Here is a 17,811-nt window from a genome sequence, read left to right on the forward strand (position 1 = left end):
GCACGCGGCGCGCCCACCACCGCCGCGCCCGCCGCACCCGGAGGTGACATCGGTGGACCAGCCGGTCCGGCTCGCCATAGACCTCGGCACCACCCACACCGTCGCCGTCGTCCGCCGCGACCACCACCAACCGGCCCGAACCCTCCTCTTCGACGGCACCCCGCTACTCGCCTCCGCCGGCCACCTCACCCCCGACGGCACCGTGCACACCGGACGCGACGCCGTACGGCTCGGCGGCACCGACCCGCAACGCTACGAACCACACCCGAAACGCCGCATCGACGACGGCACCCTGCTACTCGGCACCGACGAGATACCCGTCGAACGACTCCTCACCGCCACCCTGCGCCGAGTCGCCGACGAAGCCCGCACCGCCGGCGTCGACCCCGCCGGCACCACCGTCCTCACCTGCCCCGCCGACTGGGGCCAACCCCGCCGTACCCTGCTGCGCACCGCCGCCGCCGACGCCGGCCTCGGCACCGTCCGACTCCTCGACGAACCCGTCGCCGCCGCCACCTACTGCGCCCAGATCCTCCACCAACAGATCCCCGTCGGCGGCACCCTCGGCATCTTCGACTTCGGCGGCGGCACCCTCGACGTCGCCGTCGTCCGCCGCGACCCCACCGGCCTGCGCGTCCTCGCCACCGGCGGCCTCGACGACCTCGGCGGCCTCGACATCGACGACGCCCTCGTCGCCCACCTCGGCCAACTCGTCGAACTCCGCGACCCCGAACATTGGCGGCGGCTACGCCACCCCGAAACCCCCACCGAACGCCGCGACCGGCAGACATTCTGGACCGAGGTCCGCGCCGCCAAGGAAATGCTCTCCCGCACCGCCACCGCGCCCGTCCAGGTCCCCGGCCGCGACGACCCGCTGCACCTCACCCGCGACGAACTCGACCGGATCGCCGGACCACTCGTCGCCCGCGCCGTCGACGAGACCCGCCGCACCCTCGACCGGGCCGGCATCGAAGCCCGACACCTCAACAGCCTGCTGCTCGTCGGCGGCTCCAGCCGGCTACCCCTGGTCGCCAGCCGCCTGCACGCCCGGCTCGGCATCGCCCCCACCGTCCCCGAACAACCCGAACTCCCCGTCGCCTACGGAGCCGTCCACCACACCGGCCCCGAGCCGCGACAGCCGGGCACCCCGGCCAGCAACCCACCCGGGTACCCGCCGAGCGCCCCACCCGGGTACCCGCCCGCAGCCGCCGGCCCCGCCGTCGGACCGCCACCCGGCCCACCGTCGCCACCGCGCTCCGCACCCACCGGCGGGCGGCACCCCCAGCCGCCCACCGGTGGCTCCCGCCCGCACCCCGTCGACCCACGCCGCCGACGGATCCGCCGCCTCCTGGTCACCGCCACCACGTTCCTCGCCGTCGCCGGCTGCGTCGGCACCGTCGTCGTCGGCGGCGAATGGCTGACCAACCAACTCGGCGCCCTCGGCGTACCCGGCACCGGCCCGACAGCCGCCGGAACCCTCGACCAGGTCAACGCCTACCAGAGCACCCGGCGCGGCGCCGCGGCCGTCACCGTGCACCGCACCGACGTCATCTCCGCCGTCGCCGGCAACCGCAGCACCGAAGTGGTGGCCCTGACAGCCGCCGACGGCCCACCCCGATGGACCGCCACCCTGCCGATCGAACCCACCGAGCTGCGTCTCACCGCCATCCAAGACCTGATCGTCGTCGACGGCGAAAACTCCGTCACCAACGGCGGCCAGGACGTCCGCGCCGTACTCTCCGGCAACGACGGCACACTCCTCTGGCAACGCGCCTGGCCCGACCGCGTCGACGTCGCCTACTACGGCACCGACGCCATCGTCGAGACCCTCGGCGACTCCGACGACCTCGCGATCAGCCGCGTCAACCTCCGCACCGGCCGCCAGGTATGGAGCAAGTCCGGCGAACCCGACCTGCTCAGCTCCGACGAACACCGGGCCGAACCGGTACGGCAATGGCCCACCCCCGGCACGACCGCACCCGGCATCCTGCCAGCCGTCGCCGGCAGCTACCACGACGCACCCGGCGGCACCAACACCATCGTCGAACTCGACTCCGCCAACGACCGCGGCTACATCCTCGACGCCAACACCGGAAAGGTCCGGGCAAGCGGCAAACTACCCCTCGAACCCGACCTCTGGACCGGCTACGACAACGCGGTGATCGGCAAGACCACCGGCGACGACCACGTCCTCGCCGCCTACGACGTACCCGGCCTGCGGCAGCGCTGGAAGATGCCGCTCGCCGCCGGCGACATCGTCGAACGGATCAAACCCTGCGCCGCCGCCCGCGTCTGCGTCGCGATCACCAACGGCGCCGAGCACCGCGTCGTCGCCATCGACACCCGCAGCGGCGAACCCGGCTGGACCGCCCTGACCGAACACTCCGACGAGAACTGGTACGCCCACGACGACACCCTGGTCACCGGCCGAGGCACCTTCGACTCGCTCAGCAACCCCCGGCTGATCAGCGGCAGCACCGGCCAGGCACAACGCCAACTCCCCGAACGCGCCAACCTCGAAGCCGCCGCCGGTGGACGACTCGTCCTCGGCTCCGTCGCCGGCTCACCACCACGCTGGCACCTCCAGGTGGCGGACACCACCCTCGGCGAGGGCACCGACCGGTTCCCCGTCGGCGACAAGGCCCCCGAACAGGTGGCGATCGCCGCCAACCTGGTCGGAGTCGTCACCGCCGACCGCCGCACCCTGGTCCTCGACGTCGCCGGCCTGCCCACCGCCACCCCCCGCTAACCGACCCCGTCCACGACCGCCCGCTCCCACAACAGCCGACCCAGCGACCGGTTCGTACGGTTCGCCCGCACCGCCGCCCGCTCCTGCTCGGCGGTCACCTCGATATAGCTCTGACTCGTCGCCAGACTCGCGTGCCCCAGCAGCCGCATGATCTCCGGAGCACTCGCACCGTCCTCGGCCAACCTGGTCGCGAAGGTGTGCCGCAGCGCGTGCAGCCGCGCACCCGGCGGCACCCGGTCGGTGATCCCCGCCCGCCGATAGCAGGACTCCACCAGATATTGCAGGCCGCCCCGACGCAGCGGCGCACCCTGCCGGTCGACCAGCAGCGCCGAGTCCGGCCCCACGGTCCGAGAGCCGAACCGGCGACGCCGACTCTCCAGATAGTCCACGATCACCCGGTCCAGCTCCGGCTCCACCGGTATCAACCGGGACCGGCTGCCCTTGCCGGTCACCTCGACCCGGCGCTCACCGTCCCGGCCGACCAGCGAACCCGTACGCAGGGCCAGCAACTCGGCCAGGCGCAGCCCGGCGCAGAGCGCCAGGGCCAGCACCGCGAGGTCCCGTTCCGGCCACGGGTCACGCTGCCGCCGGTCCGGTTCGACGACCCCGGCCAGCAACTGCTCCGGCGTACGCTCGCCGCGCAGCGGCTTCGGTGGGGCAGGGGGGACCCGGGGCTTGTCCACGGCGGGCATCGGGTTGCCGGCCACCACCTGCTCGGCGACGAGGAAGTCGAAGAAGCCGTTCCAGGTGGACCAGGCCCGGTAGATCGAGGCGGCGGCCCGGGGAGCGGCGAAGCGGGCGAAGGCCGCCCGCAGGGACCGGGTGGTCAGAGCGCGGATCGACAGTGCCGCCAGGGGGAGGGGAGTGCCGGGCTGGTTGTCGGCGACCAGTCCGGCGACCGCCAGCAGATCCCGACGGTACGCCGCCAGCGTGTGCGGGGAAGGCTTGCGGGTGGCCCGGGACGTCAGGAACTGCTCGACGAGGGGGAGTAGCAGAAAGTCCTCTTTGTCCTGCATAACGAATATTATGCATGATTCGGGAGTAACCGGCCAGCCCAAGTGATCTTGGAAGGTGGGTTTCGGAAGCTGAGCAGCTCGACCGCACCGAGGTGGGGGAAGGAGGGCCACACGCCGCCTCGGCGGAGGTCGCACGAGGGCTGGTCGCTCCGCGCCGGGGGCGGCCACGACCTGGCGGGTCGGCATGGTGGTGGGTTCGGGCGTTCGTGCCGGCGAGGCGAGGAATTGGCGGACTGGTCGACCGGCCGCAGGGTCGAACAACTCCGGACCAGTCCGTCTCGGGCCGCCGACGATCCAGCCTCACCAACGCCCGCCGTTCGGTGGCGCCTCGTCCAGACCGGTTTCGTGGCGACGTCTCACCGGCCTCCGCCGATCCGGGCCGCGACCGGCAGGGGCCAGCCGATAACGGTCTAGTTGACATAATGTACATTATCGACCTAGAGAATCTCCGTCGTGTGCTCGCGGTCGTCCGTCCGTGACCCGCGACCGCAGCCGGGTGCTCAACGCCGCCCCGTTCAGCGTCGCGTCGACCCGGTCGGCCGGCACCACTCGGTGCTCTGGACATCGGACGGACGGGTGACGCAGACCGTCCCGGTGATCATCGACCTCCAGGAACGCTGCTGACGCAGGGCTTCGCCCGAGTCCCCCGGGTCCGTGCCGGCGTCCTGGGGCGCCGGCACGGACCATCGTCGGTCGTGCTGTCGGTGCGGCCGGCGGGACGAGGTGTGGCACTGGCCGCCGAAGGTCTGCCTCAGTCCCTCGTGCCGGTGTGGGCGTCGCTGAGGCCGACGTACGCCGCCAGGTGCTGGCCGGTGAGGGTGGAGTGGGCGGCGACCAGGTCGGCGGGCGTGCCCTCGAAGACGATCGTGCCGCCGTCGTGCCCGGCGCCGGGGCCGAGATCGATGATCCAGTCGGCGTGCGCCATCACCGCCTGGTGGTGCTCGACGACGATGACCGACTTGCCGGAGTCGACGAGCCGGTCGAGCAGGCCGAGCAGTTGTTCGACATCGGCGAGGTGCAGTCCGGCGGTCGGCTCGTCGAGGACGTAGACGCCGCCCTTCTCGGCCATGTGGGTGGCCAGCTTGAGGCGCTGCCGTTCACCGCCGGAGAGTGTGGTGAGCGGCTGGCCGAGGCTGAGGTATCCCAGCCCGACGTCGGCGAGCCGGCGCAGGATGGCGTGCGCGGCCGGGGTGTGCCCCTCGCCGGTGCCGAAGAACTCCTCGGCTTCGGTGACGGACATCGCGAGCACCTGGCTGATGTCGTGGCCGCCGAGGCGGTATTCCAGTACCGACGCCTCGAAGCGCTTTCCCTCGCAGTCCTCGCAGGTGGTGGCGACGCTGGCCATCATCGCCAGGTCGGTGTAGATGACGCCGGCGCCGTTGCAGGTGGGGCAGGCGCCTTCGGAGTTGGCGCTGAACAGTGCCGGTTTGACGCCGTTGGCCTTGGCGAACGCCTTGCGGATGGGGTCGAGCAGCCCGGTGTAGGTGGCCGGGTTGCTCCGGCGCGAGCCGCGGATCCCGCCCTGGTCGATCGAGACGACGCCGGCACCGGCCGGGATCGATCCGTGTACGAGCGAGCTCTTGCCGGAGCCGGCGACGCCGGTGACGACGACGAGTACCCCGAGGGGGATGTCGACGTCGACGTCGCGGAGGTTGTTCGTGGTCGCGCCGCGGATTTCCAGCGTGCCGGTGGATGTGCGTACGGCCTTCTTGACGGCGGCGCGGTCGCCGAGGTGCCGGCCGGTGATGGTGTCGCTGGCGCGCAGTCCGTCGACGGTGCCCTCGAAGCAGACGGTGCCGCCGGCCGTGCCGGCGCCGGGGCCGAGGTCGACGACGTGGTCGGCGATGGCGATCGTCTCGGGTTTGTGTTCGACGACGAGGACGGTGTTGCCCTTGTCCCGGAGTCGGAGCAGGAGGTCGTTCATCCGCTGGACGTCGTGCGGGTGCAGTCCGATGGTGGGTTCGTCGAAGACGTAGGTGACGTCGGTGAGCGAGGAGCCGAGGTGGCGGATCATCTTGGTGCGTTGTGCCTCGCCGCCGGAGAGGGTGCCCGAGGGTCGGTCGAGGGAGAGGTAGCCGAGCCCGATCTCGACGAACGAGTCGAGGGTCTGGCCGAGCGAGGCGAGCAGGGGCGCCACCGATGGTTCGTCGAGGTCGCGGACCCATTCGGCGAGGTCGCTGATCTGCATGGCGCACGCCTCGGCGATGTTGACGCCCTTGATCCGCGAGGATCTGGCGCCCTCGCTGAGTCGGGTACCGTCGCAGTCGGGGCAGGTGGTGAAGGTGACCGCCCGGTCCACGAAGGCCCGGATGTGCGGTTGCATCGCCTCCCGGTCCTTGGAGAGGAACGACTTTTGGATCTTGGGGATCAGTCCCTCGTAGGTGAGGTTGGCGCCCTCGACCTTCACCTTGGTCGGTTCCCGGTAGAGGAAGTCGCGCATCTCCTGTTTGGTGAACTCGCGGATCGGCTTGTTCGGGTCGAGGAAGCCGGATTCGGCGTAGGTGCGCACGGTCCACCAGCTGTCCGACTTCCAGCCGGGGATGGTGAACGCGCCTTCGGCGATCGACTTGGAGTCGTCGTAGAGCTGGGTGAGGTCGATGTCGGAGATTCGGCCGCGGCCTTCGCAGCGCGGACACATCCCGCCGGTACGACTGTAGGTCTGCCTGGTGGTCTTGCCGGCGACCGTGATCGCACCGCTGGCCCGGACGGAGGCGACGTTGAAGGAGAACGCGCTGGGTGGGCCGATGTGTGGCTCGCCGAGTCGGCTGAAGAGGATCCGCAGCATCGCGTTGGCGTCGGTGGCGGTGCCGACCGTGGAGCGGGGGTCGGCGCCCATCCGTTCCTGGTCGACGATGATCGCGGTGGTCAGGCCGTCGAGTACGTCGACCTCGGGGCGCGCCAGGGTCGGCATGAAGCCCTGCACGAAGGTGCTGTACGTCTCGTTGATCATCCGCTGTGACTCGGCGGCGATGGTGCCGAAGACCAGCGAGCTCTTGCCCGAGCCGGAGACGCCGGTGAAGACCGTCAGGCGACGCTTCGGGATCTCGACGCTGACGTCCTTGAGGTTGTTCTCCCGGGCGCCGTGTACGCGGATCAGGTCGTGGCTGTCGGCGGCGTGCGGCTCCGGCGACCTGGTGTCCGTCCTCGTGGCCATGCTTGTCGTGTCTCCATCTTCCGGTTGGGGTCGCCGTCGCGGGGACCACGGGTTTGTGGTCGCCGGGCGGGTCAGCCGAGCTGGTTGATCCGGATCAGGTTTCCGGCGGGGTCGCGGAAGGCGCAGTCGCGGATGCCGTACGGCTGGTCGGTCGGCTCCTGGACGACGTCTGCGCCGCTGGCCTGTAGCCGGTCGAAGACGCCGTCGAGGTCGTGGGTGGCCAGGGTGATGGCGGTGTAGGTGCCCTTGGCGATCAATTCGAGGATGGTACGCCGCTCGTCGTCGGTGATGCCGGGGTCGGCGGCCGGCGGGTGCAGGACGATGGACGTTTCCGGCTGTTTGGCGGGACCGACGGTGATCCAGCGCATCCCGGCGTATCCGACGTCGTTGCGGACCTCGAAGCCGAGGGTGTCGCGGTAGAAGGCGAGGGCGGCGTCCGGGTCGGTGTGCGGAAGGAAGGCGGCGTGAATGTTGATGTCCATGACCGTCACGCTAGTTGCGGCTCGCTGACCCGCGCTTCTCGATTCCTGATCGGTCTGGTCACGTACTTCGCGATGCAGGGTGGCATCTCCGCTGTGCCGTGGGCGGTCTGCGTCCGGTAGGTGCTCGGTGGCACTCCGACCAGTTCGGTGAAGCGGGTGCTGAAGGTGCCCAGTGAGGAACATCCGACCGCGAAACAGACTTCGGTGACGCTGAGGTCGCCACGCCGCAGCAGTGCCATGGCGCGTTCGATGCGCCGGGTCATCAGGTAGGAGTACGGTGACTCGCCGTAGGCGGCCCGGAACTGGCGGCTGAGGTGGCCGGCGGACATGTTCACGCCACGGGCGAGCGCTTCGACGTCGAGCGGCTGCGCGTACTCCCGGTCGATCCGGTCCCGGACGCGGCGCAGCCGCACGAGGTCGCGCAGGTGTTGCGCCTCGGCGGGTGTGCTGCTCACCTGCGAGATGCTGCCACGACCTGCCGAAATTGCCTAGCCGGCCCTCGGCGTGCCGGCCGGCGGCCGTGCGGGGGCGGGCGGCCGTGCGGGGGCGGGCGGCCGTGGCCGGTGCCGCCCGGCGGGGTGCTACATGCCGCCGGCGACCCGGAGTACGGCGCCGGTGGTGTAGGAGGCGCCGTCGCCGAGCAGCCAGACGATCGCGGCGGCGACCTCGTCGGCCCGGCCGGCGCGGCCGAGGGGTACCCGGCCGGCGACCCGCTGGGCCCGGTCGGGTACCCCGGAGATGGTGTGGATCTCGGTGTCGATGATGCCGGGTGAGACGGCGTTGACCCGGATGTTTCGGGGGGCGAGTTCCTTGGCCAGGCCGACGGTGAGGGTGTCGGTGGCGGCCTTGACGGCGGCGTAGTGCACGTATTCGCCGGGGCTGCCGAGGGTGGCGGCGGCCGAGGAGACGTTGACGATCGCTCCGCCGGACGGGAACCGGCGGGCGGCCTGTTGGGCGCAGAGGACGTAGCCGATGAGGTTGACGTCGACGACGCGGCGCAGGTCGGTGACGGTCAGCTCTTCGAAGGGACCGATCGGGCTGGTCACGCCGGCGTTGTTGACCAGGCCGGTGGGTTCGCCGAGTTTGGCGGCCTCGTCGAAGAGTCGTACCACCTGGTCGGGGTCGGTGGTGTCGGCGCGGAGGGCCATGCCCCGGCGTCCGGCGGCGGTGACGTCGCGGAGTACGGCGTCGGCGGCGTCGGCGTCGCGCCGGTAACAGAAGACGACGTCGTGTCCGGCGGCGGCGAGTTGTCGTACGGTCGCGGCGCCGATTCCGCGACCGCCGCCGGTCACCACCGTCAGCGGAGTCATGGGCCTCTCCCCTCGGTTGTCGTCTCCCCCGGCCGCCGGGTCCGGGCCGGGGGTGGTGCCGGTGCGGTGTGCCGTGCCGGCGGGTCTCCTCGTCGCGGGTGTCCGCGTGGTCTGGTCCGGTAGCTGGCGATCCTGCCAGGTGTCGGTGCGGCGGGTCGGTCGGGGCGGATCGTCCCGGGCTCCGGTTTTGTTGATCTCGGAACGGTGTGTCCGTCTCGACGTTGTCGGGCGGGCCTGGTAGTAAGTCATGAATCAAACAGGTGTACGGAAGAGGGATCCGATGGCTGCCGCGCGTACCGCTGAACAGGGGTTGTCCACCGAGGAGTTGCAGCAGATCAGGGACGCGTTGGCGGCGGGCCGTAAGCCGAAGGTGATGTTCACCGAGGCGGCGGGGCAGATTGCCGGTCAGCTCGGTCAGGTGGTGGAGTTGACCGATCCGGAGGTGTCCGAGGAGTGGGTGGTGGTCCGGTTCGGCCGGGACGAGTTGCCCTTCTCCCCCGGCGATCTGGCTGTCGCGCCGAAGGGTGCGACGCGGCGGGCGCCGGTGAAGCCGGAGCCGGAGCCGGTCCCCGAACCAGAGTTCAAGATTGTCAGGGAGCCGGTTCCGGCGCCCCGCGAGGAGGCAACAGTGACCGCAGTGGACACTCCCCCGGCCCGTCCGGCGGACGGCGAGGGCGAGGCGAAGCCGGCCCGTCGGGCGACGAAGGCGGCGAAGCCGAAGGGTCCGGCGGGGTTGACGGTCACCCTGACGTACGCGGACGGCGAGTGGACGCTGGCGGCGACGCAGGGCGCGAAGTCGCTGGCGAAGCCGTACGTGATCAAGCCGGCCGAGGCGTTGAAGATGGTGGCGTTGATCGACGTTCCCGGGGTGCACGAGGCGGTGGAGCAGATCATGGCGGTGGAGCGGCGGGAGGCCGAGCAGCAGGCGGAGAAGTTGCGGGCCGAGTTGGCGGAGATCGAGGCGCGGTTGGCGGAGTTGCGCGACGCGGGCTGATCCGTTGCCGTCCGGGCCGGTCGGGTTGGTAGGCTCGGCCCGGACCGTGACTGGCGTGCTGGGATGGGGTCAACCATCGGGAAGCGGTCCCGTCGAGTGACGTGTGCCGTGCGCCTGGGCCGATTTCCTTCGCCCAGGAGGCTGCCATGGCCAATCAGGTCTTTCCGGTCGGCACGAGGTCCACGGAGTCCGTCGCGTTCCGCGCGGCGTTGGATGTGGTGCGTGCGGTCGAGCCCCGCGTCGCGGACGCGATCGGGGCGGAACTGGCCGATCAGCGCGACTCGTTGAAGTTGATCGCCTCGGAGAACTACGCGTCCCCGGCGGTACTGCTGGCGATGGGTAACTGGTTCAGCGACAAGTACGCGGAGGGCATGGTCGGCCGCCGCTTCTACGCCGGTTGCCGCAACGTCGACACGGTCGAGTCGGTGGCGGCGGAGCATGCCCGGGAGTTGTTCGGGGCCGCGCACGCGTACGTGCAGCCGCATTCGGGGATCGACGCGAACCTGGTGGCGTTCTGGGCGGTGTTGGCGGAGCGGGTGGAGTCGCCGGCGTTGCGCCGGGCCGGGGTGCGGCACGTGAACGAGCTGACCGACGCGGACTGGGCGGTGTTGCGCCGCGAGCTGGGTGACCAGCGGATGGTGGGCATGTCGTTGGACGCGGGCGGGCACCTGACCCACGGGTTCCGGCCGAACATCTCCGGCAAGATGTTCGACCAGCGTAGTTACGGCACCGATCCGGAGACGGGGTTGCTGGACTACGACGAGGTGCGCCGGATCGCCCGGGAGTTCCGGCCGTTGATTCTGATGGCCGGCTATTCGGCGTATCCGCGGCGGGTGAACTTCCGGCTGATGCGGGAGATTGCCGACGAGGTCGGTGCGACGCTGCTGGTCGACATGGCGCACTTCGCCGGTCTGGTGGCCGGGAAGGTGTTCACCGGTGACTTCGATCCGGTGCCGTACGCGCATCTGGTGACGACGACGACGCACAAGTCGTTGCGGGGCCCGCGCGGCGGCATGGTGTTGTGTGGCCCGGAGTTTGCCGACCAGGTGGACCGGGGTTGTCCGTTGGTGCTCGGCGGTCCGTTGCCGCATGTGATCGCCGGTAAGGCGGTCGCCCTGGCGGAGGCGCGGCGGCCGGAGTTCGCGGCGTACGCGGGCCGGGTGGTGCAGAACGCGGTCGCGTTGGCGGAGGGGTTGTCGCGTCGGGGTGCGCGGCTGGTGACCGGGGGGACGGACAACCATCTGCTGCTGGTGGACGTGTCGGGGTACGGGTTGACGGGGCGGCAGGCGGAGGCGGCGCTGTTGGACGCCGGCATCGTGACGAACCGGAACTCGGTGCCTCGGGACCCGAACGGTGCCTGGTACACCTCGGGGGTCCGGCTCGGCACGCCGGCGTTGACGACCCGGGGGCTCGGGGTGGCGGAGATGGACGAGGTGGCCGGGCTGCTGCACACGGTGTTGTCGGCGACCCGGCCGGGGGTCGGGCCGGACGGTGCCCCGTCCAAGGCGCGGTACGTGCTGGACGGGGCGGTGGCGCGGCGGGTGGCCGGGCAGGCTGCCGACCTGCTGGCGGACTATCCGCTGTATCCGCTGGTCGACCTGGGCTGACCGTCCGGAGTTCCGCCCCGGACCCGGCGGGTGGCTCCGCCTCGGACGGGGTGACCCGGCGGGTGGCCAGGGACTTCACCGACCGGGGGGTGCGGTTCGGGGTGAACCGCACCCGTACGGTCGGCGGCTACTCCGCGTAGGGCTGGTTCTCCCCCTGGGCGCTGTACCCCAGGCTCCAGATGTAGCCGTCCGGGTCGGCGAAGGAGCCGCCGTATCCGCCCCACGGCAGCGGGCCGGCGGGCTTGAGGATCGTGGCGCCGGCCTTCTCCGCCTCCGCCATGATCTCGTCGACCCGGGTTTCGGTACGGACCACGTAGGTGAGGACCAGTCCGCTGAAGCCGCTGCCCTCCGGGCTGGTGCCCACCTGCTCGGCCAGGCCGTCCCGGCCGTAGAAGCCGACGGGTGAGCCGCCGTCGGGTGCGAAGAAGACCGAGACGCCGTAGTCCTGCTCGATCTTCCAGCCGAGACCCTCGGTGTAGAAGCGCTTGGACCGCTCCATGTCCCGGACGGCGAGCAGGATCGAACTCACGTGCGCTTTCATCTCTTGTCCCCTTTGTTGTGTTTTCTGGTGACGCATTCCAAGGGTCACGGTACGAGCGGCGTTGGGGACCGCGCTTCTTGAATCCTGATCGGTTCGGGTTCGGCGTCGCCGCGTGCGCCGGCCTCGGTGCCGCCGTCGGTTGCGCCGACGTCGGCGCTGCTCTCGGTGGCGGCGGTGGTCTCGGCGTCGGCGAGGCGGTCGCGTGCCTCGGCGAGGTCCTCGTCGGTCGGGTCGTCGTCCTGGGTCAGGTGCCGTCGCCAGTAGCCGGTGAAGTCGATCGACTGTTTCGGCAGGCCCCGGTCGTCGACGAGGTGGCGGCGCAGGGCGCGTACGGTGCCGGCTTCGCCGGCCAGCCAGGCGAGGACGGAACCGGCCGGGAAGGTGGCGGCGCGTACGGCGTCGAGCAGGCGGCTGCCGGGTGCGCTGGGCGGGTCGTCGCGGTGCAGCCAGTGCAGGGTGAGGTCGGCCGGGGTGTCGAGGTGCTGCTCCTCGGCCCGGTCGGGGATCTCGACGAAGGCGTGTGCGCGGGTGCCGGCGGGTAGTGCCTCGACGATGGTGCCGAGCGCCGGGAGCGCCGATTCGTCGCAGGCGAGCAGCATCCAGTCGGTGGTGCCGATCGGGAGGGGTCGGGCGAAGACCGGGGACGGGCCGAACATGCCGAGGGTGTCGCCGGGGGTGGCGGAGGCGGCCCATCGGGTGGCGGGGCCGGCGGGCTCGTGCAGGGTGAAGTCGATGTCGATGAGGTTGCCGTGCGGGTGGTGGGCCCGGATGGTGTAGCTGCGGGTCCAGGGGCGGACGGGTGCGGGGATGTCGGCGAAGCCGGCGTACCACCGCCAGAGGTCGGGGTCGGGGTCGGGCAGCCGGGGGCGGCGCTGTCCCGGTCTGGGGAAGTAGAGCTTCACCTGCTGGTCGGGGCCGTCGAGGTGGAGGTCGGCGAGGTCGTCGCCGGTGAAGGTGATCCGGGCCATCCGTGGCGTGATCGGGGTGGTGTCGGCGACCCGGATGTACCGGATCGGGAGCTGTCCCATCGGGGGCCTCCGAAGGTGCGGGGGGCGATGCCCTGTGCGAGTCGTTCGCTTCAATTGTTTCATTGAAGTCCTTGGTGAGACTTTTCCTGCGCGGTTTCGGTCAGAGGCGCAGGAAAAGTCTCAACTCGCGGGGCAACGCGGCGGCGGTGGCCCCCGGGGTCGGTCAGCGTGGGATGTTGGCGACTCCGATCCGCTTGCGGAAGACCCAGTAGGTCCAGCCCTGGTAGCCGAGGACGACGGGGGTGAAGAAGGCGGCCACCCAGGTCATCACCTTCAGGGTGTAGGGGCTGGAGGCGGCGTTGGCGACGGTGAGGGTGCCGGCCGGGTCGGTGGTGGAGGGCAGCACGTTCGGGAAGAGCGCGGCGAAGAGCGTGGCGACGGTCAGCCCGATCGCGGCGGCGGTGCCGACGAAGGCCCAGCCCTCCCGGCGTACCCGGGTGGCGGCCAGGGTGCCGGCCAGGGCGAGCGCGGCGGCCACGGCGAGGCCGACGGCGGCCGGGGTGTGCCGGATGGTCAGGCCGACGGCCAGGAACGCGGCGGTGAGCGCGGCGGTGGTGGCGGCGGCCCGGGCGGCGAGCCGGCCGGCCCGGATCCGGATCTCGCCGCTGGTCTTCAGCGCGAGGAAGACGGCGCCGTGCGTGACGAACAGCGCCGTCGTGGTCACCCCGCCGAGCAGGGCGTACGGGTTGAGCAGGTCGAGCAGGCCGCCGGTGTAGTCGTGTCGCGCGTCGAGGGGTACGCCGCGCAGCAGGTTGCCGAGGACGACTCCCCAGAGCGCGGCCGGGATCAGGGAGCCGAGGAAGATGGCGAGGTCCCAGCGGGCCTTCCAGCCGGCCTCGGGGCGCTTGTGGCGGTATTCGAAGGCGACGCCCCGGAAGATCAGGGCGAGCAGGACGAGCAGCAGCGGCAGGTAGAGGCCGGAGAAGAGGCTGGCGTACCAGCCGGGGAAGGCGGCGAAGAGGGCTCCGGCGGCGGTGATCAGCCAGACCTCGTTGCCGTCCCAGACCGGCCCGATGGTGTTGATCAGCACCCGGCGTTCCCGGTCGTCGCGGCCGAGGACGGGCAGCAGGATGCCGACGCCGAAGTCGAAGCCCTCCAGGATGAAGTAGCCGACGAACAGCACGGCGATGAGCAGGAACCAGAAGGTGGGCAGGTCCATCGTGGGCTCCGGTCGGATCGGTCGTGGTCGGGATGCGGGTGCTGGCGCGGTGGGCCGGGCCGGTGGGGGTCAGTAGGCGAAGGCGAGCGGGCGGTCCTCGTCGTCGGCGTCGGGTTCGGGCTCGGGGGGTGCTGCGGTGTCCGGCAGGCCGGCGCGGGCGTACCGGATCAGCAGCTTGACCTCGATGATGGCGAGGGTGGCGTAGACCAGGGTGAAGGCGGTGAACGAGGTGAGTACCTCGGCCAGGGAGACGCTGCGGGAGACGCCGTCGCGGGTGAGCATCTCGCCGAAGACGACCCAGGGCTGCCGGCCCATCTCGGTGAAGATCCAGCCGAAGCAGTTCGCGGCGAGCGGCAGGACCGGCATGACCAGGCCGGCCCGGACCAGCCAGCGGGAGTTCGGGGTACGGCCACGGCGCTGCGCCCAGAGCACCCACGCCGCGATGGCGGCGGCGGCCAACCCGAAGCCGATCATGAATCGGAAGCTCCAGTAGGTGACCGGGATGATCGGGGTGTAGCTGCCGGGGCCGTACTGGGCGACGTACTGGGCCTGGAGGTCGTTGATGCCCCGGACCTCGCCGTTCGGGTCACCGGTGCCGAGCACCGAGAGCAGGTACGGGATCTTGATCGCGAAGAGTTCGCGGCTGCCGTCGAGGCTGCCGACGGTGAGTACGGAGAACGAGGCGGGCGCCTCGGTGGTGTAGAGCGCTTCGGCCGCGGCCATCTTCATCGGCTGCACCTGCGTCATGATTTTGCCTTGCAGGTCACCGGTGATCACGACGGCGACGGCGGCGGCGAGGGTGACCCAGGCGCCGAACCGGGCGGCGAACCGGAAGGCGGCCCGGTCCTCCCCCGCCGCCGGGTTCCCGTCGGGCTGCTTCCCGGTCGGGCGACGCAGGTGCCAGAGGGCGATCGAGACCATCAGCGCCCCGGCGACGAGGAAGCAGCCGGCGAGGGTGTGCGGGAAGGTGACCAGGGTGACCTTGTTGGTGAGTACGGCGACGATGTCGGTGAGTTCGGCGCGGCCGGTCTCCGGGTTGATCCGGTAGCCGACCGGGTTCTGCATCCACGAGTTCGCGGCCAGGATGAAGTACGCGCTCAGCGTGGAGCCGATCGCGGCGGCCCAGATGGTGGCGAGGTGGATCCGGCGGGGCAGCCGGTCCCAGCCGAAGATCCACAGGCCGAGGAAGGTGGATTCGAGGAAGAACGCGAGCAGCGCCTCGATCGCCAGCGGGGCGCCGAAGACGTCGCCGACGAAGCGGGAGTAGTCGCTCCAGTTCATCCCGAACTGGAACTCCTGCACGATGCCGGTGACCACGCCCATCGCGAAGTTGATCAGGAAGAGCTTGCCGTAGAACTTGGTCAACCGCAGGTAGCGCAGTTGCCCCGTGCGGTGCCAGCGGGTTTGCAGGATCGCCACGAGCACCGACAGCCCGATGGTCAGCGGTACGAAGAGGAAGTGGTAGACGGTGGTGACACCGAACTGCCACCGGGCGACGTCGAGCGCGTCCACGGATGACCCCCAGGTTTTACTACCGGACGTAGTAAATACTACCTGTCGTCGTAGACGGTGGCGCTGGGAGGTCGATCACGTCCGCCGTCGTTCCGGTTCCCACGACGCCCCGCCCCGGGCCTCCCCGCCGACCGGCGCGTGCGACGATCGACCGCTGATGGAGACCACCACCGCCGTACCCTGGCGCGCCCCCCGCTTCTGGCTCTTCCTCCAGGTGCTCGCCCGGGGCGTGGTCGGGCTGCTCGCCCGGCTACGGGTCACCGGCGACGTGCCCGACGAGCTACGGCACGGACCGCTGATCCTGGCCGCCAACCACGTCAACCCGTTCGACCCGGTCGTGCTGACCGCCGCCTGCCGGGTACGCCGGATCGCCCCCCGGATCATGGCCACCGGCGGGGTGTTCCGGGCCCCGATCGTCGGCTCCGCGATGCGGGCCAGCGGACACATCCGGGTCGACCGGCGCACCCCGACCGTCGGACTCGCGCTGGAACACGCCGCAGCGGCCGTCACCCAGGGCTCGGTGGTGCTCGTCTACCCGGAGGGGCGGATGGGACTCGACCCCGGCATGTGGCCCGAACGGGGCAAGACCGGCACCGCCCGGCTCGCCTTCGCCAGCGGCGCCACCGTGGTACCGGTCGCCCAGTGGGGCGCGCACGAGGTGCTGCCGTACGCCGCACCGGCCGGAATGCTCCGGGCGGTCGGCCGGGCGATGCTCCGCCGGCCGGTGATCCGGGTGCACTTCGGCCCGCCCGTCGACCTGACCGGGATCGACCCGGCCAGCCCCGGCGCCGCCGCCCGGGCCACCGAGGCGATCATCGAGGCGCTCACCGTCGCCCTGGTGCCGCTGCGCCTCGACGAACCCGACCGGCCCCGCTACGTCGACCCGACCCGGCCGACCGAGACCCGCCGCCAACATCGCCGCAGGGACCCCGACACCACGCCCGGCGGCTGAGCATCCCGCTCGCGCCCGCCGCCACGGGTCGGACCCGATCCGGTTCCGAGGCCCGGCACTACGCTGTCCCGGACCGCCACCTTGCGGCCGCGCGAGCTGAAGCGGATCTCTCGGGCCGGCGGAGGTCGCGACGACGGCATCGGAAGGCGAACGATCAAGTGACGACACAGGTCATCGTGCTCAACGGCGGCTCCAGCTCGGGAAAGTCGGCGATCGTCCGGTGCCTCAAGCACATACTGCCGCGCCCGTGGATCAGCTTCGGAGTGGACGACCTGATCGACCGGCTGCCACCGGCCATGCTGAACTCCCCCACCGGGCTGACCTTCGGGCCCGACGGCGAGGTCATCGTCGGCGAGGACTTCGGCGAGTTGCAGCACGCCTGGCTGGTCGGCATCGCCGCGATGGCCCGGGCCGGAGCGCGGATCATCCTCGACGAGGTGTTCCTCGGCGGCGCCGCTTCCCAGGAGCGCACTCGCGGGTACCTGACGGACCTCGCCGTGCTGTGGGTCGGGGTGCGCTGCGCTCCGGACGTCGCGGCGGGCCGGGAGATCGCCCGAGGGGACCGCGTGATCGGGATGGCGGCGTCGCAGGCCGAGATCGTGCACCGGGGTGTCCGCTATGACGTGGAGGTCGACTCCGGCCGCACCGAGTCTCTCGACTGTGCGCGCGCCATCGCCTCGTACGTGGTCTGACCGCGACGCCCGCCTGGTAGGCGGTCTCTGACGGCGCCGCCGCGTCGACCCCGCGAAGTGCCTGCGTCGGTCAGCCGGAGCGGCGCTGCCGCAGGTAGGCGAGGACCGCCTCCCGGGTGGTGCGCACCCCGAGCGCCTCGCGGGCCTGCGCGATCCGCCGGTTGGCGGTGCGCAGGGACAGGAACTCCGCCGCCGCGGCGGCGGCGATCGTCTCGCCGTCGGCGAGCCGCTCCAGCAACGCCCGCTGCTCGGGAATCAGCCGGCTCAGCACCGACTCGGTGTCGGACTCCGGCGCCTCGTCCGGATCCCGGTGCACCGGCCCGAGCCGGCTCAGGTCGTCGACGAGCGCCCGACCGACCTCGCCGGCCGGGTCCACGATCGCCACCACCCCGGCGCCACGGGCGGCGGCCAGCACGGCCAGCCGGACCGTCTCGGCGTCCGGTACCCGGCCGAACAGCACCAGCCGGGCGGTGGCCAGGTCCCAGCCGGGCTCGGCGACCGCGAACCCCTCCCGGGTCGACCACCCGTCCCGGGCCAGTCGGCGCAGGACCGTGGTCGCGTCGGTCGCCGACGGTACGACGTAGCGCGGCGGGTCGGTCATCGCTGCACCTCCAG

General features: G+C 71.4%; 16 protein-coding genes and 1 riboswitch. Of the genes, 6 read left to right on the top strand and 10 right to left on the bottom strand.

Going from position 1 to position 17,811, the window contains the following annotated elements:
* The first annotated feature begins 52 nt into the window (after window positions 1–52).
* The gene (locus V1634_RS34140; protein WP_331211761.1) at window positions 53–2,749 is read left to right on the top strand and encodes an Hsp70 family protein; all 2,697 of its coding nucleotides are present in this window, start codon (window positions 53–55) and stop codon (window positions 2,747–2,749) included.
* Here V1634_RS34140 and V1634_RS34145 read toward each other — a convergent pair.
* Window positions 2,746–3,765, bottom strand: coding sequence for a tyrosine-type recombinase/integrase (locus V1634_RS34145; protein WP_331211762.1), 1,020 nt, complete (start codon window positions 3,763–3,765; stop codon window positions 2,746–2,748). The two genes, V1634_RS34140 and V1634_RS34145, sit on opposite strands and share 4 nt — an antisense overlap.
* 453 nt (window positions 3,766–4,218) lie before the next feature.
* On the opposite strand from V1634_RS34145, the gene V1634_RS35590 reads away from it, so the two are divergent.
* Entirely contained in the window at window positions 4,219–4,389 is a 171-nt protein-coding gene (locus tag V1634_RS35590; RefSeq protein ID WP_407951906.1) for a DUF5980 family protein, read from the top strand.
* Between the two features lie 127 nt (window positions 4,390–4,516).
* Here V1634_RS35590 and V1634_RS34150 read toward each other — a convergent pair whose 3' ends face one another.
* From V1634_RS34150 to V1634_RS34165, 4 genes are all read right to left on the bottom strand, one after another.
* Window positions 4,517–6,919: an excinuclease ABC subunit UvrA gene (locus tag V1634_RS34150; protein WP_331211763.1), complete on the bottom strand. Its 2,403-nt coding sequence runs from the start codon at window positions 6,917–6,919 to the stop codon at window positions 4,517–4,519.
* Between the two features lie 71 nt (window positions 6,920–6,990).
* The gene (locus V1634_RS34155; protein WP_107255799.1) at window positions 6,991–7,401 is read right to left on the bottom strand and encodes a VOC family protein; all 411 of its coding nucleotides are present in this window, start codon (window positions 7,399–7,401) and stop codon (window positions 6,991–6,993) included.
* 5 nt (window positions 7,402–7,406) lie between these two features.
* Window positions 7,407–7,856 carry a helix-turn-helix transcriptional regulator gene (locus tag V1634_RS34160; protein ID WP_331211764.1) on the bottom strand — a complete coding sequence of 150 codons (450 nt, stop codon included), beginning with the start codon at window positions 7,854–7,856 and terminating at the stop codon, window positions 7,407–7,409.
* A 126-nt stretch (window positions 7,857–7,982) separates the two neighbouring features.
* Window positions 7,983–8,711 carry an SDR family oxidoreductase gene (locus tag V1634_RS34165; RefSeq protein WP_331211765.1) on the bottom strand — a complete coding sequence of 243 codons (729 nt, stop codon included), beginning with the start codon at window positions 8,709–8,711 and terminating at the stop codon, window positions 7,983–7,985.
* 280 nt (window positions 8,712–8,991) lie between these two features.
* On the opposite strand from V1634_RS34165, the gene V1634_RS34170 reads away from it, so the two are divergent.
* Complete coding sequence (locus tag V1634_RS34170; RefSeq protein WP_331211766.1) at window positions 8,992–9,705, top strand: hypothetical protein; 714 nt, start codon at window positions 8,992–8,994, stop codon at window positions 9,703–9,705.
* Between the two features lie 36 nt (window positions 9,706–9,741).
* A riboswitch (ZMP/ZTP riboswitch) is annotated at window positions 9,742–9,832 on the top strand.
* A 19-nt stretch (window positions 9,833–9,851) separates the two neighbouring features.
* Window positions 9,852–11,312, top strand: coding sequence for a glycine hydroxymethyltransferase (locus V1634_RS34175; RefSeq protein ID WP_331211767.1), 1,461 nt, complete (start codon window positions 9,852–9,854; stop codon window positions 11,310–11,312).
* Between the two features lie 127 nt (window positions 11,313–11,439).
* Here V1634_RS34175 and V1634_RS34180 read toward each other — a convergent pair whose 3' ends face one another.
* The 4 genes from V1634_RS34180 to V1634_RS34195 all read right to left on the bottom strand — a co-directional run bounded on the left by V1634_RS34180 (window position 11,440) and on the right by V1634_RS34195 (window position 15,552).
* Entirely contained in the window at window positions 11,440–11,853 is a 414-nt protein-coding gene (locus V1634_RS34180) for a VOC family protein (protein ID WP_331211768.1), read from the bottom strand.
* A 44-nt stretch (window positions 11,854–11,897) separates the two neighbouring features.
* Window positions 11,898–12,881 (bottom strand): siderophore-interacting protein, encoded by a 984-nt coding sequence (locus V1634_RS34185; protein WP_331211769.1) that lies wholly within the window; start codon window positions 12,879–12,881, stop codon window positions 11,898–11,900.
* Between the two features lie 163 nt (window positions 12,882–13,044).
* Window positions 13,045–14,040 carry a cytochrome d ubiquinol oxidase subunit II gene (gene cydB, locus V1634_RS34190; protein ID WP_331211770.1) on the bottom strand — a complete coding sequence of 332 codons (996 nt, stop codon included), beginning with the start codon at window positions 14,038–14,040 and terminating at the stop codon, window positions 13,045–13,047.
* Between the two features lie 69 nt (window positions 14,041–14,109).
* Entirely contained in the window at window positions 14,110–15,552 is a 1,443-nt protein-coding gene (locus tag V1634_RS34195) for a cytochrome ubiquinol oxidase subunit I (protein WP_331211771.1), read from the bottom strand.
* 157 nt (window positions 15,553–15,709) lie between these two features.
* Between V1634_RS34195 and V1634_RS34200 the strand changes: the two genes are divergently transcribed.
* Entirely contained in the window at window positions 15,710–16,504 is a 795-nt protein-coding gene (locus V1634_RS34200; protein ID WP_331211772.1) for a lysophospholipid acyltransferase family protein, read from the top strand.
* A gap of 158 nt (window positions 16,505–16,662) precedes the next feature.
* On the top strand, window positions 16,663–17,196 hold the full coding sequence (cpt, locus tag V1634_RS34205; protein ID WP_331211773.1) for a chloramphenicol phosphotransferase CPT: 534 nt from the start codon (window positions 16,663–16,665) through the stop codon (window positions 17,194–17,196).
* 70 nt (window positions 17,197–17,266) lie between these two features.
* Here cpt and V1634_RS34210 read toward each other — a convergent pair whose 3' ends face one another.
* On the bottom strand, window positions 17,267–17,797 hold the full coding sequence (locus tag V1634_RS34210; RefSeq protein WP_331211774.1) for a LuxR family transcriptional regulator: 531 nt from the start codon (window positions 17,795–17,797) through the stop codon (window positions 17,267–17,269).
* Between the last annotated feature and the right edge of the window lie 14 nt (window positions 17,798–17,811).

It is taken from the genome of Plantactinospora veratri (assembly GCF_036421995.1).
In the GTDB taxonomy this organism is placed as follows: Bacteria; Actinomycetota; Actinomycetes; order Mycobacteriales; family Micromonosporaceae; genus Plantactinospora; species Plantactinospora veratri.